A 15,247-nucleotide genomic window follows, 5' to 3' on the forward strand; every position below is an offset into this window, starting at 1 on the left:
GCCTTTAATAAAGACAACCCCTCAGCCTTTCGGCAGCCCCCTTTAAAATGGGGAGCGAATGTCTAGGATTTCATAAGGATGAGTATCGTAATAAATTATAATTCGTTTAATAATTTTGAAATCTCGTCCAGTTTTGGGGTGAGAATGACTTCAATTCTTCGGTTTTTTGCCTTTCCTTCGGCTGTACTGTTGGGTGCAATTGGTGCAAATTCTCCCCGACCGGCGGCAGTAAGATTGTCTTTTGGGATTCCCTGATTTTCAGTTAAAATAGAAACAATGGCAGTAGCCCGTTTTGTGGAAAGATCCCAGTTATCGGAAATATTTCCGCTACCGCCATAGGGAACGTTGTCTGTATGTCCTTCTATAAGTACTGCAATTTCTTTGTTTTGAGCGAGTACACTTCCCAAAGCGACAACAGCTTCTCTCCCCCTCGTATTTACTGCCCAGCTTCCACTATCGAATAACAATTTATTTTCCATAGAAACATATACCTTGCCATCGCGTTGTTCTACGGTTAGCCCATTGCCTTCAAAATTGGTGAGTGCTGCGGAAATCGCGTCTTTTAAAGCTTTCATTTTAGCATCTTTGGAAGCAATTATTCCTTCCAGTTCTTCTACTCTTTGCGACCTCGATACCAAATCTCTTTTCAGCTTTTCAAGACGTTCGTTCTCAAGAGCCAATGCTTTTTCTTTGGCTTCCAACTGAGTTAAGAGTTTTCTATTCAGTTCCAAGTTTTCAGTCAGCGCCGAAGAACTATTCGCCTCCAGAGCGTCGTAAGAATCTTTCAGACGTGTATAGTTACTTTCGGCCGCTGCCAGTTCCATCGCCAAACGGCTTTTTTCAGCATTTAATTTTTCGATTTCTTCCCTAAGGTTGGCTACCGTAAATTTATCGCCATTCCCTTCAGAACCATCCAATTGTGCCATTAACGCTTCGTTTTCGGCTTTAAGTACATCGTATTTACTTTTTAAATCGTCGTAAATTTTTGAGGAAACACAAGAAGTTAAGAGACTTGCAAGTGCAATTCCGAAGGCAATTTTCTGAAACATCAATTTCATAGTAGGTTTGTTTTATTTGATAAAAAATTCCATGGTGTAATCTTCGTATTCGGGTTGGGATATCCCGTCTGCATAATATATATTTTCTTTTTCTGTATATCGGTCACGATACGTTTTGTTTATCTTTTTATGTATTTCTAAACCCGGTCCTATTTTTTCACCAATCACATCAATAATAGTGTCTCCATATTTTAATTGACCAGTTCCTGTTTCTAAAAATGCGGTATACCAGCTGCGTTCACTCTTGTTCCAACTTCTGGCAAAAACACGTCCTTCTACCGCAACCACCCAAATTTCGAGAAAGGTAGTACGGGTTATACCACCTTTTATTTCGGTATAATTATGCTCTTTTAAATGGTTATAGAACTCGGTAGGAAACCCCATTAAAATTCAAATTCTACCAGCAACGGACAATGATCACTGTGCATGGCATCGGGTAATATAACGGCTCGTTTCAGGTTTTCTTGTAACGGAAGCGCCACCATATTATAATCGATACGCCAACCTTTGTTATTTGCTCTGGAATTTGCTCTGTAACTCCACCAGGTATAATGATGCGGATCCTTATTAAAATGACGGAAGGAATCTATAAATCCGCTGTTCATAAAACTCCCAATCCATGCACGCTCCACAGGCAAAAACCCGGAAACCGTCGCGTTGCGAACGGGATCGTGTATGTCGATTGCCTCGTGACAAATATTGTAATCGCCGCAAATCACCAGGTTGGGAATTTTAATTTTTAGATTGTCTATGTACTTTTGAAATTGCGCCATATAGTCCAATTTGTGATCCAAACGCGCAATATTGGTTCCACTGGGTAAGTACAAACTCATTATCGAAATGTTATCGAAATCTACCCTAATATTACGGCCTTCGAAGTCCATAGAAGGAATTCCTGTCCCGTATTCTATATGATTGGGCTTCGTTTTTGAAAAAATTGCAACTCCACTGTAGCCTTTTTTTTGTGCTGAAAACCAATAATGATAGGGATATCCTGCATCTTCAATTTGTGAAACATCCACTTGATCGACCATAGCTTTGGTTTCCTGTATACAAATTACGTCGGGATTCGCGGCTTGAAGCCATGCCACAAACCCTTTATTCATTGCGGCACGAATGCCATTTACGTTGTAAGAGATAATCTTCATAAAAGCAGTTTTCTTTAAGCGCTACTAAATTAAATAACATTGTATTTTTACAGGGAACATCGCCAAAAAGATTTTAAAAAACAATCAACAAAATAAACAGCGCTGTGTTAAGTTGTATACCTAATGAAGATCTATCTTTCCATTTTCTTGCTTTTTGTGGCCGGTCTTTGCTTTGGACAAGATCTTTCTTCCAACTACCGAAGTAAAAGAGTTGCTGTTAGCGATACCATTGTCGTGGATAGTGTTAGTATCAATGCTTCGAGGTTTCAAATTTTAGACTCAGCCGGCGTCCCCATTGACTCCTTGGGCTATACAGTTGATTTTAAAAAAGCACTGGTCATTTTTTCAGAAAAAATAGCACAATCACAGGACTCCATTACCATAGAATACCTTCGATACCCCAACTTCTTGACAAAAGACTACTACGGATTGGATCCGAAAATTATTGTCGAAAATACCGGAGCCATAGAAAAATTGTATGCGCTTGAGGAAAGTTCGGGGCAACGGGAATATGTCCCCTTCGATGGTTTGCATACCGTTGGAAGCATTTCGAGAGGAGTCACCATAGGTAACAACCAGAATGCCGTGGTAAATTCGGCGCTCGATTTACAAATCACAGGAAAATTAAGCGACAAGGTTTCGCTGCGCGCTTCAATACAGGATGCAAATATTCCCACACAGGAAGGCGGATATTCGCAGAGTCTGGATGAATTCGATCAGATTTTTATAGAACTCTACGGCGATAACTGGAACATTCGTGCGGGAGACGTCGATTTACAAAATACGGATAGTTACTTTGGACGCTTCAATAAAAAAGTACAGGGAATTTCCCTGGGAGGGACTTTTAATCATGAAAACGGAGCCAAAACAAATGCCTTTGCAGCAGGAGCATTGGTAAGAGGTGTTTTTGCCGAAAGTAAATTTACGGGGCAAGAAGGCAATCAAGGGCCCTATAAATTGGTTGGTCCCAACGGTGAACTTTTTATCCTAATAGTTTCAGGAAGTGAGCGTGTTTACGTAAATGGTTTATTGCTGAATCGTGGGGAAAACGAAGATTATGTAATAGACTACAACGCCGGGGAACTCAAATTTAATCCTACTTATCCTATCACTGCGAACATGAGAATTTCGGTGGAATACCAATATACCGATAGAAATTACACCCGATTTATAGGTTATGGAGGTGGCGGATATAGTACCGAAAAATTCGATTTGGGGGTGTATATGTATTCTGAAAGTGATGCTAAAAATCAGCCGCTGCAGCAAAATTTATCGGAAGAACAGGTCGCAATTTTACAGGCTGCAGGAGATAACAGAGATTTTATGACCGCCCCTTCGGCGGTGCCGGACACCTATTCAGAAAATAAAATTCTCTACAAAAAAGAAACAATTTTCGGAGTTACAGCCTTTGTTTTTTCAAACAACCCTGAAGACGAATTGTTCAATGTTCGGTTTTCTCTGGTTGGAGATGGCGTGGGAAATTACGTAATAAGTGACAACAATGCCATCAGCCGTATTTTTGAATATGTCCCTCCCATAAATGGAATCCCTCAAGGTAATTACGAGCCCATCATTCAATTGACGGCACCTACAAAATTGCAAATTGGCGGAGCAACAGGAGGATTTCATCCCACCGAAAAAACCGATATAAATTTTGAGGTTGCAGGAAGTAAACGAGATCTCAACTTATTCTCGAACCTCGATGATGGCAATAACGACGGATTTGCAGGAAGACTTACCGCGAGACAAACCTTAGTTACTACTTCAGATACTCTAAAAGTAGATGGTTTTGCTTCAATGGATTACCTAAATAAAGACTTCAGAAATGTGGAACGGGTATACAATGTAGAGTTTGGTCGGGACTGGAATCTAGTGAATCCTAAGGGGGATCAAAGCTTTGTAGTTTGGGGGGTAGAGGTTTCTCATCCCAAAACCGGTGGCGGACGCTATGAATTTCAGAAATTAGATTATTCTGAAAATTACAGTGGTTCGAGACATGTTGTTGCTTCCAATTTGACATTCGGAAAATTGAGACTTTTTACCAATGGCAGTTATTTGAAAGGAACCGGAGATTCGTTAGATTCGAAATTTTTCAGAATACACAACACAGCTGTGTACGGGATGAAAAAATCCTGGGTAGGCGCTAAAGTGAGTTTGGAAGACAATAAGGTGCGTGCAGTACGCGACGATAGTTTAATTCCTGTTAGTCAGAAGTACAATGCCTATGAAGCTTTTACCGGAATTGGGGACAGTACTAAGGTATTTGTAGAAGTAGGGTATCGATTTCAAACCAACGACAGCGTGCGAAATACATTACTTCAAAAAGTGAATAGTTCGAATACCTATTTTCTAAAATCACGCCTTGTGAACAGTGAGAACGCACAACTTTCGCTTTTTGCAAACTATCGTGTTCTAAAAGATGAGGATGGAACAGACGAGGATGAAAAGTCGCTAAATTCCAGGATATTGTACAATCAGAGTGTCTTAAAAGGCGGCATTAGCTTTACTACTGCCGTTTCAACAAATAATGGAGTTATTCCGCAGCAAGAGTTTACCTATGTAAAGGTGGAACCCGGAGAGGGTATTTTCACTTGGATTGATTATGACAATGATGGGATTCAGGCTTTGGAAGAATTTGAAATTGCCCAGTTTCAGGACGAAGCCGAGTACGTTCGTATTCTATTGCCCAATCAGGTGTTTCTAAAAATAAGGGAGAATAAATTCAGTCAGATTGTGACAATAAACCCAAAAACCTGGGAGAATGCCGCAGGATTTAAAAAGTTTCTGTCTCATTTTTACAATCAGACATCCTATGTTCTGGACCGAAAGGTTAGGCGTAAGAACGATGCATTTAATATAAATCCATTTGAAGATGGCGGAGAAGACCAGCTGGGATTGGTATTGAATTTCAGAAATGCATTGTTTTTTAACCGAGGGAAGCAAAAATATACAACCAGCTACACCTATATTTCTACGTCCAGTGATAATTTGTTGTCTTTGGGATTACAAAAAAATGAATTGAAAAGTCATCAGGGTAATTTCAATCATAAGTTTTGGGAAAGTTGGCTTATTAATCTTAAAGGTGCTCTAGGGACGAACGAAAGTCTTTCGGAAAATTTTGCAGCACGTAATTATAATTTAGAGAGTTATGAGGCGGAGCCTAAACTTTCATATCTCTTAAATTCGCAAACCCGCTTCGATGTGTTTTACGGCTTTCTACACGAAGACAATACTTTGGGAGAAATGGAACAATTGGATCAACAGAGAATAGGCTTTTCCTTTGCCTACAGCAATGTTCAGAAAATCTCCTTACATGGAGAGTTTAACTACATCGATAATACTTTCGTGGGTAGTTCTTTCTCTCCGGTGGCATATCAAATGCTCGAGGGATTACAACCGGGTACGAATTTTACCTGGAATTTGTTACTTCAGAAAAGAATTACCAAATATTTGGATGCCAATCTTTCTTACTTCGGAAGGAAGAGTAAAAACACACAAACCATACACACGGGAAGCATACAACTTCGGGCGTTTTTCTAGTAAAAAAAAAGGTCCTCAATTACTTGAGAACCTTTTTTCAAAATTATTTCAGAAAAACTATTTTACAATAATTTTTGCAGTTTTAAATGTATTGGTAGCTCTGTTACCAATTTTAACTAAATAAACACCTGAAGCGGCATACGACATATCTAACTGATAGTTATAGCTGTTTCCTTCTTTTTCTAAATTGTTAAAGGCAAGAGTTTGTCCTAACAAGTTATAAATTCCAATAGAAGCAACACCGTCGAAACTGGTGGTTAATTTAATATCAAACTGATTATTCGGTAACGAAGTTACAACAAGGTCAGCCTCAGAAATAGCCACATCTTCAACAGATAATACTCCATCGATAGTTACGGTATAATCGTGAGTTGTTCCATACTGCATGGAGTCACAAGGATTGTTAAGATCACCTGCGAAACTTGTATCTCCCGCACGAATTCTAAGTCTTCTGTCACCGGAAATAGCTCCAGAAGGAATCGTAAAGTTGATATTTACATCTACTCCATCGGGGTTGATTACCTCGTCGGTAAATAAGCGCTCACTTGCTTCGAAAGTACCATTGTTGTTGAAATCAATCCACATAGTAGCTAATTCGTCAACAGTATCGTAACCGGTTTGCACAGTCAATGTATAAGTAACTCCATCCTCTAAAGTAGTACTCATGGAGGTGAAATCATCGTAACCTGTTCCACAAGGAATAGGATCATTAGTAATGGTTTCCAACACAAACTTAGTGATACCATCTCCAAATGTACAGTCACTTGGTGGCTGGCAATATACCAGTCCATTCATCACTGTCTTAGATGCAGGGTCATTCGCCGGGTTTGTATCACCTGCCAAATTTGTTCTGGCATCGATAACATAGGTTCCCGGTGCAGACAAATCTGCTGTCGTTGCAAAGGTGTACTGTACAGTTACTCCCGGCGCGATAGTTCCGCTGTAGTTTTCTACCACAGGAGTTCCACCATCAATTTGATATTGTACTGCCGGATTGGTAATACCGTTGATTCCGAAGTTTCTTATAGAAATTACAATATCTTCAGCAGCACCTAATATTCCTGTATCCGGATCGTCAATGGAAGTTACCCCAATATCATCAACTGCGGTATTAGGCGCAAGTTGAAAGCTTCCAACTACTCCTTTTCTTCCACTGTTCATATATTCATTGATAAACCAAAAAGTTTGGTCGTCGGCCGGATCGATATCGATTTTACTGTAGTCACCATATCTTAATCCAGGGATATTGGCATTACCATTTGCAATTACCTCTTCTATTACCGTCATAGTATTAATAGGATCTGTTGCAAATCTTCCTGTATAGTAAGAACTAACTCGTACTGTAGATGGTGTCGTTGGTCCGGACATAGAAGAGTATCCCATCCCAATATTACCTACTCCGTCCATAATTAAACTTGCATGCCATGCATGTCTACCATCGGGAGCAGTATAAGTTCCTTCCTGAAATAATGTCCAAGGTAGGTTGTCACCTGGTTGACGAAACTCGAACCAACGAACTCCTGCCAATTCACCGGCAGTAGCGTCAGTATCAACTACAAAATTGAATACTGCTGAGTTATGCGTACCAAACTTTCTAAATTGAGCTTGATTCATTATAGTGGCTTGAAGCGCATCAATTGCAACTCCACCACCCGGCTGAGTTAGGTTTGAAAAGCTACCTCCATCAAATACCGAGATAAACGGAGTTGTTGGAATTTGAGTAGCTGCTGAAATTGTAGAACTACCGGGAGTAACCCAGTTTACATCCAATTTCCATACTTTAACGTGATCTGTAGCAACACCACCCCAAGCATCATCTTGAAGATACACAATGGTAGCTCCACCTGCCGCAGGCATTGTATCATCACTTACATTTAATACCTGAGGGCTGTAAAATCCACTGGTAACAATTCCGGGTAGGTTGAAACCTAGAATTTGAGCTGCAGGATTACCAACAAGCATTTGAGCTCTTTCCATTGCCCATACTTTGTTCGCAGAACCTGTATTATCTGTTAAGTAATAACCATCACTCCAAACCGATAATTTTTGATAATCGTTGATAGAACCAATGTTATATACATACCAACCGTCGTTAATAGGATCCGGTCCATCAGAAACTGCAATTTGAGCTCCAGCGCCCAGGAAGGAAACTACCCATCTGTTAGCAGCACTGTCATACGATACAGTTAAATCACAACATCCCCCTGAAGGAAAAATAGCAGGATTAGGAGCCGTTTGTCCAAGCATTACATTCCCAGATTTATCGTAAATAGTAAACCCGGTATTAAACACTACAAATACGTGGTTTGGACCAATTGCCAAATCAGGATCTGTAGGTTGAGAGTTCGACGAATATGCATCAAAAACCAGAAGTGGTGGCATTGTTCTAAAGCTCTGTTCCATTTCATGTCTATTTCTTACAAAATAGTCATCCTGAGTTTGCTTGTCTTTACCAATAATTGTTTTATTTCCCAAGGATCTTCGGTCTCTCGCCTCAGTAAAGTTATTATTAGGTGCAGGCGTAATTTCGTTCATTCTCGAAGCAATGGATGGTACGTGTACCATGGAGGTAACTGTTCCAACATAGTTTGCCTTTGTTTCGACATTTGCTGTTAATTCTTGTTGCGCGCTCATTCCTAAACTAACTAGGAACAACAGCGAAAGAAATGTGTAAATTAATTTCATGGAAATAGTTTTTGGTTATAATATTAAATTAAGTCATTAAAAATACTACCAATTCTTCAAATAACAAGAAAATTTCTCATTAAAATTAGAAATTACACGTTTGAAAATCAGTTGGCTATCACGATAAATTCCTACAAAATTTATAGAGTAATTAGCCCCGTTTTGAAGCAGATAAAAATAAATCAGGTGAAGCTGTATCGTAAACGGCACATTATTTGTATTTTAACATTATCTAACACTAATAAAATCATTATGACATTTTTTAAAACCTCAGTAGCAATTGTTTCATTGGCAATTTTTTCTTATTGTTCTTCTACAAAGACGAATACCAATGACAGTACATTATCTAATACGCCTTCGGCAAGTGAATTAAGCAAGGAGTCTCAAAAAATGCTGGATGCCGGGTTTAAAAGAGCCACTATAGTAGCATCTGCTGTTGAAGGAGATTGTCCTTATACCCTACAAATGGTAGAAGATAACAATGCCCTATTGGATCCTATTAATCTTGAGGAAACCTATAAATCCAATGGCATGAAAGTTTGGGTTATCTATAACGGACTTCGAATGATGAATCGTTGTGAAAAAGCAAATCCTGTAAGCATTCAGGATATACGAAAGAGAGCGGAATAAATTCCGCTCTTTTTTTACTGTTTTATTTTTGAAGCCAGGCTTTAAACGAAATACTCTCCTGTATTTTTTCTGAAATTTCAGAAATTGCGATACGTTCCTGCTCCATGGTATCTCTGTACCTAATCGTTACCGTATTATCATCCTTAGTTTGATGGTCTACGGTAATACAGAAAGGCGTTCCTGCAGCATCTTGTCTGCGATATCTTCGGCCAACTGCATCTTTTTCATCATAACTCACATTGTAATCCCATTGTAGTTCGTCGATAATGGATTGCGCTATTTCCGGCAAGCCATCTTTCTTTACCAGGGGTAAAACCGCTGCTTTAACAGGTGCCAAAATAGAAGGAATTTTAAGGACAATCCGTGAGCTTCCATCCTCTAATGTTTCTTCCACCAACGAATGACTCAATACAGCAAGAAACATTCTGTCAAGACCAATGGAAGTTTCCACCACATAGGGAGTGTAGTTTTTGTTGAGCTCGGGATCGAAAAATTGTAATTTCTTTCCACTGAATTCTTCGTGTGCCTTTAAATCGAAATCGGTTCGGGAATGAATTCCTTCCAATTCCTTAAATCCGAAGGGAAAATTAAACTCTATATCGGCCGCGGCATTGGCGTAATGCGCCAATTTCTCGTGATCGTGAAAACGATAATTTTCTGCACCCATTCCTAAGGAAAGATGCCAATTGAGGCGGGTTTCCTTCCAGTATTCGTACCATTTCATTTCATCTCCGGGACGGACAAAAAACTGCATTTCCATTTGCTCGAACTCTCGCATCCGGAAGATAAACTGTCTCGCGACAATTTCATTTCGGAAAGCCTTTCCTGTTTGTGCAATTCCGAAGGGAATTTTCATACGTCCACTTTTTTGAACATTCAGAAAATTTACAAATATTCCCTGGGCTGTTTCAGGACGTAAATACAGGTCCATTGCACTATCTGCCGAAGCTCCCAGTTTGGTGCCAAACATTAGATTGAATTGTCGTACATCGGTCCAATTTTTGCTTCCTGTGTCCGGATCGGCAATCTCCAATTCTTCAATAAGCGCCTTTACATCGGCTAAATTTTCAGATTCGAGAGAACGTGCCATACGTTCCAGAATCGTCTTTTGTTCGGTTTTGTATCTAATTACGCGTTCGTTGGTTGCAACAAACTGTGCTTCATCAAAACTATCGCCAAATCGTTTTTTTGCCTTCTCAATTTCTTTTTCAGCTTTCTGGTTTAGTTTTTCGGCATAGTCTTCAATTAAGACATCGGCGCGATATCTCTTTTTAGAATCCTTATTATCAATTAAGGGGTCATTAAACGCATCGACGTGACCGGAAGCCTTCCACGTAGTTGGATGCATTAAAATAGCGGCATCGATACCCACAATATTCTGATGCATATACACCATGCTGCGCCACCAATACTCGCGTATGTTCTTTTTTAATTCTACTCCGTTTTGAGCATAATCGTACACGGCGCTAAGTCCGTCGTAAATTTCGCTGGATGCAAAGATATATCCATACTCTTTTGAATGGGAGATAACCTTCTTAAAATGATCTTCGTTGTTTGCCATGGCGCAAAAATAAAAAAACCGCTACGATAACATCACAGCGGTTTCACTTTTTTAAATCATTTTTTTTATTTCAACTCCATCGTCGTAGTAGCAACTTGCTTTCCACCGTCGAATACATTGATAATATATCTACCTTCAATTAGGTCTTCTTCTTTGGCATCAACCAATACACATACGTCCAGTTCTTCATTTTCGTAGAAGACTTTAGTTGTAGCACTATAGTTAAGCACCTTGTCTTCTAGCTGAAGCCGTCCTTTTTCACCCAATAAATTATTCTTAGGATTAATTACCTGAATATAAAGAGTTCTGTCTCCTTTTTCAGCAATAGGATTAGGAGTCAATGTAAAACAAGATCTAACCTTGTCTGCACGACTGGAACGTCTTGTGTCTACAACTTTACCGCTGCTTCTTACAATCACAGCTTCACCACGAAGATCGATTGCATTCACAATAGATCCTTTTTTAATGGTTTCTGCCATAGCAACGTTTTTCTGATTTACCGAATCTACTACCTTAATAGTATTGGTTAAAACCACATTGGTGCTGTCACGCTCAATAGCAAGCATTTGGTTAGCAGCTATTAAACTATCGGCTCTTTTAAACAATAATTTACGCTCAGCTTTTAGTCTTCCAACCTCAACCTTGTAGCGCTCAATTAAACCAATGTTAGCTTCCATTCCTTTAACCGAATCCAATAAAAGTTCAATTCGCTCGCGTGCTGCCAACAAATCTTTGTCCTTTAATTCGTTGTCTTGAATGATCTCATCGTAATTAGCAATAAGTTCTTCCAGTTCGTCTTGGATTTCTACTTTTTGTTTCTCAAGACCGGTTACCGTATTTTTACTATCATTATATAGTGTTACGGTATACACGGCTAATGCGATTAACAATGCAGAAAGTACTCCAATTAATACTTTAAATTTTGTACTGTTATTCTCTGTACTCATAATAGTTTTATGTTATAATAGATTTAGACTGCTAAAGTACTGCGAGATATCACACCGAAACGTTTACAAAATGGTAAAAAATGGAAAATTATATTAAATTATGTTAAATATCTTGTTTCCAAAGGTTTGTCCGAGTTGTAAAAACGTGCTGTTAAAAGCCGAAAAAACACTCTGTATGTCCTGTGTACACCGGCTTCCGCTAATTTGCCATCACCGAAATAACAACCCGGCCATGAAAAATATTTTTTATGGTCGGGTTGAGGTCGAAATGGCCACAGCTGTGCTTCAATTTCAAAAAAAAGGAATGACACAGGAAATTTTACACAATTTAAAGTACAAAGGACAAAAGGATATAAGTTCGTTCTTCGGGAAATGGCTGGGTGCCGAATTAGCCGAAATTACTGCATATCAATCTATAGATTTGGTACTCCCGGTTCCGCTGCATAAACAAAAACTGAAGCAGAGAGGCTACAATCAAGTGAGTGGTTTTGGAAAGGAAATTGCAGCCGCACTTAACGTCCCTTTTCGGGAAGATATTTTACTGAAAATCTCCAAAACAAACTCACAGGTTTTTAAACAGCGACTTACACGATTTGAAGCTGAAGCAATATTTACGGTTCAAAAACCCGAAGCTGTGACCAATAAACATATCCTGTTGGTCGACGACATTGTGACAACCGGTGCTACACTGGAAAATTGTGCGCTTCAATTACTTCAAAACACAAATGCGAAATTGAGCCTCGCCACTATTGCCATCGCATAAAAAACCCTATTTTTGTGATTCCGTAATTTCAACTTCGTGAAACACCGCTTATTATATATTCCAATCGCTGTATTGTTCTTGTTATCCTTTGTGGATTGTGCCAAAAAAGGGACTCCAACCGGCGGAAAAAAAGATTCGATTCCTCCTGTAATCGTAAAAAGCGTTCCCGAAAATTTCAGCATTAACTTTACCGACACTGAAATTAGAATCTATTTCGATGAATATATTAAGCTGAAAAATCTGCAGACACATCTTATTATATCACCTCCCTTAAAGTATCCTCCTGTAATAACCCCGCTGAGCACTTCAAAGTTTATCAAAATTAAAATACTCGACACACTGCTTCCAAATACAACCTATTCAATCAATTTTGGGCAAAGTATTGTCGATAACAATGAAGAAAATGCGTACGACTATTTTAAATACGTGTTCTCCACGGGTAGCTATATTGATAGTTTAAAACTTTCCGGAAAGCTGAATGACGCCCTGCTATTACGCCCTGAAACTCCAACAACTGTCATGCTGTACGAGGTAAATGAGGCGTTTAAGGATTCCTTAATTTTTTCTGAAAAACCTATGTACATCACTACCACCAGAGATAGTACCAGCACTTTCGAGCTCACCAATTTAAAGGAAGGAAAGTATTTATTGGTAGCGCTGAAAGAACAATCAAACGATTATACATTTCAACCTAAAACCGATAAAATTGGCTTTGTAAACGAGCTAATCACCTTACCAACCGACAGCACCTATACTGTTTCATTATTCAATGAGACTCCCGATTACAAAATTGGCAGACCTAAACATACTTCAAAAAACCATATTGTATTCGGATTTGAAGGCGACCCGGAAGCATTGGACATTGAACTACTGTCTAATGTGCCGGAAGGTTTTTCGGGGAAAACATATCGAGATAGTAAAAGTGATACGCTTCATTATTGGTTTAAACCCACGGTCGAAAATGATTCTTTAGCGTTTGTTGTGAGACATCCTAAAAGTACCGACACCTTAAATGTTCGGATGCGAAATCTGTACAAAGATTCATTATCGGTTAAGTCGCTTAGCTCCGGGACATTAGTGCTTCGGGATACTCTAAAATTAGGCTCAAACACTCCCTTGATTGCTATCGATTCTGAAAAAATTAAAGTCACCGATAAAGATACAGTGGCAATTCCGGCGACAGCCAAGCTAAACTTCAACTACAATATTGTTGAAATCTTTTTTCCGAAAAAAGAAGAACAAACCTATAAAGTACAATTGCTTCCGGGGGCGATAACCGATTTCTATGAAAAGCAAAACGACACTTTAAACTATGGAGTGAGAACCAAAACAACTTCAGATTACGGAACCATTTCACTTACATTAAGTACATCAAAATCTGAAGCCTTACTGGTTCAATTAGTAGATAGTAAGTTTAAAATTGTTGCCGAAAAACGAGTGGCAGCGACAAACAAGGCGTATTTCGATTATGTTTCCCCCGGAACCTACTATATTCGGGTTGTTTTTGACGCAAACAACAACGGAATCTGGGATACCGGTAATTTTTTAAGACGTTTACAACCCGAAAAGATTGTTTATTATCCCGCAAAAATAGAAATGCTGGCCAATTGGAGTCTAAACGAAACTTTTAAGTTAGACTAAACGTATCGCGGTCGTTTAAAAACTGAAGATGTTCACGATTGGATAGAATATGTTCCTTTTCCAGAATAACCGTTTCTACAAATTCCTTTTCGAAGTCCGGCGTTGAGATTTGTGCTCCCAACACATCGTACACCGCCGAGTGCCCCACATATTCATGACCGTTACCGTCCAATCCCACTCGATTTACTCCAATGCAATAACTCATGTTCTCAATGGCACGGGCTTTTAGCAAGGTATCCCAGGCAACAATCCGTTTTACAGGCCAATTTGCAACATACAACAAGACATCGTATGCTTCGGTGTTACGCGCCCAAACCGGAAACCGAAGATCATAACAAATTAAAGGGCAAATTTTAAATCCTTTATAGTTAATAATACATTTTTCAACTCCCGCAGAATAGACTTTATCTTCACCTGCCAACGTAAATGTGTGGCGTTTGTCGTAGGAAGTAAAAGAGCTGTCGGGGAAAACAAAAAACAACCGATTGTAATAATTTCCCGCTTCAGAAATAATAAGACTTCCCGTTATGGCTGTATTGTGTTTTTTAGCTTCAGCAATCATCCATTGAACTGTTGGTCCGTTGGTTTCTTCTGAAAGTCGCTCGGCATGCATCGAAAAACCTGTGGTAAACATTTCGGGAAGCACGATCAGGTCGGTTTTTTCTGAAATTGAATTGAATTTTTCTGAAAATAGTTTCCGATTCGCTACGGGGTTTTCCCAGTGCAAATGACTTTGAATACTCGTAACTGAAAGTTTCTCTTTCATTTATTGATTTTCCAGAATTTGAATAATTTCTTTTGTTCCCTGCATTTGGGCGTGCATTAATGCCGTATTCCCTTTGTCATCCTTTATTTTTGGATCGGCTCCGTGCTTCAGTAATACATTTACAATATCCTTTTTTGCAAAAGTAGCAGCGAAAATTAGTGCTGTTGCACCGTTGTAATTGGTGCTGTTTACATTGGCGCCTTTGTCGATAAGCAATTGTACAATGGAAAGAAACCCTTTAAAACAAACCCCCATGAGAGCAGTATTACCCGATGCATCTTTGGCGTCGATGTCCTGAGGGTGTTTCAGAATTTCTTCGGTAATATCGCCATAGCCATAATAGGTCGACAATAGCAGCGGCGTAGACCCTCGCATATCCTTTTCTTTTACCAAATCGGGCTGTTGCGATAGCAATGACGTTACCGTTTCTAAGTCGTTTGATCTTATAGCATCAAAAAGTAGCATTCTGTATTTTAAAGTTTATAAATTCTGAAACCCTCGCTTTCGC

The 15,247-nt window shown here is 39.2% G+C and carries 12 protein-coding genes; 4 read left to right on the forward strand and 8 right to left on the reverse strand.

Translation table 11 applies throughout. The features are described 5' to 3' along the window. Window positions 1-95 precede the first annotated feature (95 nt). The 3 genes from ATE92_RS04300 to ATE92_RS04310 are packed head-to-tail and all read right to left on the reverse strand — an operon-like array spanning window position 96 to window position 2,206. On the reverse strand, window positions 96-1,058 hold the full coding sequence (locus ATE92_RS04300; protein ID WP_369819665.1) for an OmpA family protein: 963 nt from the start codon (window positions 1,056-1,058) through the stop codon (window positions 96-98). A gap of 12 nt (window positions 1,059-1,070) precedes the next feature. Continuing rightward, window positions 1,071-1,442: a DUF2255 family protein gene (locus tag ATE92_RS04305; protein ID WP_100802528.1), complete on the reverse strand. Its 372-nt coding sequence runs from the start codon at window positions 1,440-1,442 to the stop codon at window positions 1,071-1,073. Continuing rightward, the gene (locus ATE92_RS04310) at window positions 1,442-2,206 is read right to left on the reverse strand and encodes an exodeoxyribonuclease III (protein ID WP_100802529.1); all 765 of its coding nucleotides are present in this window, start codon (window positions 2,204-2,206) and stop codon (window positions 1,442-1,444) included. Before ATE92_RS04310 ends, ATE92_RS04305 begins: the two co-directional genes overlap by 1 nt. A gap of 123 nt (window positions 2,207-2,329) precedes the next feature. Here ATE92_RS04310 and ATE92_RS04315 point away from each other — a divergent pair, with 123 nt between their 5' ends. Then, window positions 2,330-5,746: a hypothetical protein gene (locus ATE92_RS04315; RefSeq protein WP_100802530.1), complete on the forward strand. Its 3,417-nt coding sequence runs from the start codon at window positions 2,330-2,332 to the stop codon at window positions 5,744-5,746. Window positions 5,747-5,803: 57 nt separating this feature from the next. Here ATE92_RS04315 and ATE92_RS04320 read toward each other — a convergent pair whose 3' ends face one another. Further along, window positions 5,804-8,431 carry a GEVED domain-containing protein gene (locus tag ATE92_RS04320; RefSeq protein WP_100802531.1) on the reverse strand — a complete coding sequence of 876 codons (2,628 nt, stop codon included), beginning with the start codon at window positions 8,429-8,431 and terminating at the stop codon, window positions 5,804-5,806. 252 nt (window positions 8,432-8,683) lie between these two features. On the opposite strand from ATE92_RS04320, the gene ATE92_RS04325 reads away from it, so the two are divergent. Continuing rightward, window positions 8,684-9,061 (forward strand): hypothetical protein, encoded by a 378-nt coding sequence (locus ATE92_RS04325; protein WP_100802532.1) that lies wholly within the window; start codon window positions 8,684-8,686, stop codon window positions 9,059-9,061. 22 nt (window positions 9,062-9,083) lie between these two features. On the opposite strand, the gene ATE92_RS04330 is transcribed toward ATE92_RS04325, so the two are convergent. Next, entirely contained in the window at window positions 9,084-10,622 is a 1,539-nt protein-coding gene (locus ATE92_RS04330; RefSeq protein ID WP_100802533.1) for a glycine--tRNA ligase, read from the reverse strand. Window positions 10,623-10,687: 65 nt separating this feature from the next. Further along, on the reverse strand, window positions 10,688-11,569 hold the full coding sequence (locus tag ATE92_RS04335; RefSeq protein WP_100802534.1) for a hypothetical protein: 882 nt from the start codon (window positions 11,567-11,569) through the stop codon (window positions 10,688-10,690). A 232-nt stretch (window positions 11,570-11,801) separates the two neighbouring features. Between ATE92_RS04335 and ATE92_RS04340 the strand changes: the two genes are divergently transcribed. Both ATE92_RS04340 and ATE92_RS04345 read left to right on the forward strand, forming a co-directional pair. After that, the gene (locus tag ATE92_RS04340; RefSeq protein WP_232729109.1) at window positions 11,802-12,332 is read left to right on the forward strand and encodes a ComF family protein; all 531 of its coding nucleotides are present in this window, start codon (window positions 11,802-11,804) and stop codon (window positions 12,330-12,332) included. 36 nt (window positions 12,333-12,368) lie between these two features. After that, window positions 12,369-13,973, forward strand: coding sequence for an Ig-like domain-containing protein (locus tag ATE92_RS04345; RefSeq protein WP_100802536.1), 1,605 nt, complete (start codon window positions 12,369-12,371; stop codon window positions 13,971-13,973). Here the strand turns inward: ATE92_RS04345 and ATE92_RS04350 are convergent. Then, window positions 13,960-14,739, reverse strand: coding sequence for a nitrilase family protein (locus ATE92_RS04350; RefSeq protein WP_100802537.1), 780 nt, complete (start codon window positions 14,737-14,739; stop codon window positions 13,960-13,962). The two genes, ATE92_RS04345 and ATE92_RS04350, sit on opposite strands and share 14 nt — an antisense overlap. Further along, window positions 14,740-15,204 (reverse strand): ankyrin repeat domain-containing protein, encoded by a 465-nt coding sequence (locus ATE92_RS04355; RefSeq protein WP_100802538.1) that lies wholly within the window; start codon window positions 15,202-15,204, stop codon window positions 14,740-14,742. It lies immediately after the preceding gene. Window positions 15,205-15,247: the final 43 nt, after the last annotated feature.

The sequence above is a fragment of the Ulvibacter sp. MAR_2010_11 genome, from assembly GCF_002813135.1.
Lineage (GTDB): Bacteria > Bacteroidota > Bacteroidia > Flavobacteriales > Flavobacteriaceae > Altibacter.

Coding starts and splice junctions, on each gene's coding strand:
- ATE92_RS04300 (WP_369819665.1), bottom strand. CDS start 1,058: ATGAAATTGATGTTTCAGAAAATTGCCTTCGGAATTGCACTTGCAAGT.
- ATE92_RS04305 (WP_100802528.1), bottom strand. CDS start 1,442: ATGGGGTTTCCTACCGAGTTCTATAACCATTTAAAAGAGCATAATTAT.
- ATE92_RS04310 (WP_100802529.1), bottom strand. CDS start 2,206: ATGAAGATTATCTCTTACAACGTAAATGGCATTCGTGCCGCAATGAAT.
- ATE92_RS04315 (WP_100802530.1), top strand. CDS start 2,330: ATGAAGATCTATCTTTCCATTTTCTTGCTTTTTGTGGCCGGTCTTTGC.
- ATE92_RS04320 (WP_100802531.1), bottom strand. CDS start 8,431: ATGAAATTAATTTACACATTTCTTTCGCTGTTGTTCCTAGTTAGTTTA.
- ATE92_RS04325 (WP_100802532.1), top strand. CDS start 8,684: ATGACATTTTTTAAAACCTCAGTAGCAATTGTTTCATTGGCAATTTTT.
- ATE92_RS04330 (WP_100802533.1), bottom strand. CDS start 10,622: ATGGCAAACAACGAAGATCATTTTAAGAAGGTTATCTCCCATTCAAAA.
- ATE92_RS04335 (WP_100802534.1), bottom strand. CDS start 11,569: ATGAGTACAGAGAATAACAGTACAAAATTTAAAGTATTAATTGGAGTA.
- ATE92_RS04340 (WP_232729109.1), top strand. CDS start 11,802: ATGAAAAATATTTTTTATGGTCGGGTTGAGGTCGAAATGGCCACAGCT.
- ATE92_RS04350 (WP_100802537.1), bottom strand. CDS start 14,739: ATGAAAGAGAAACTTTCAGTTACGAGTATTCAAAGTCATTTGCACTGG.
- ATE92_RS04355 (WP_100802538.1), bottom strand. CDS start 15,204: ATGCTACTTTTTGATGCTATAAGATCAAACGACTTAGAAACGGTAACG.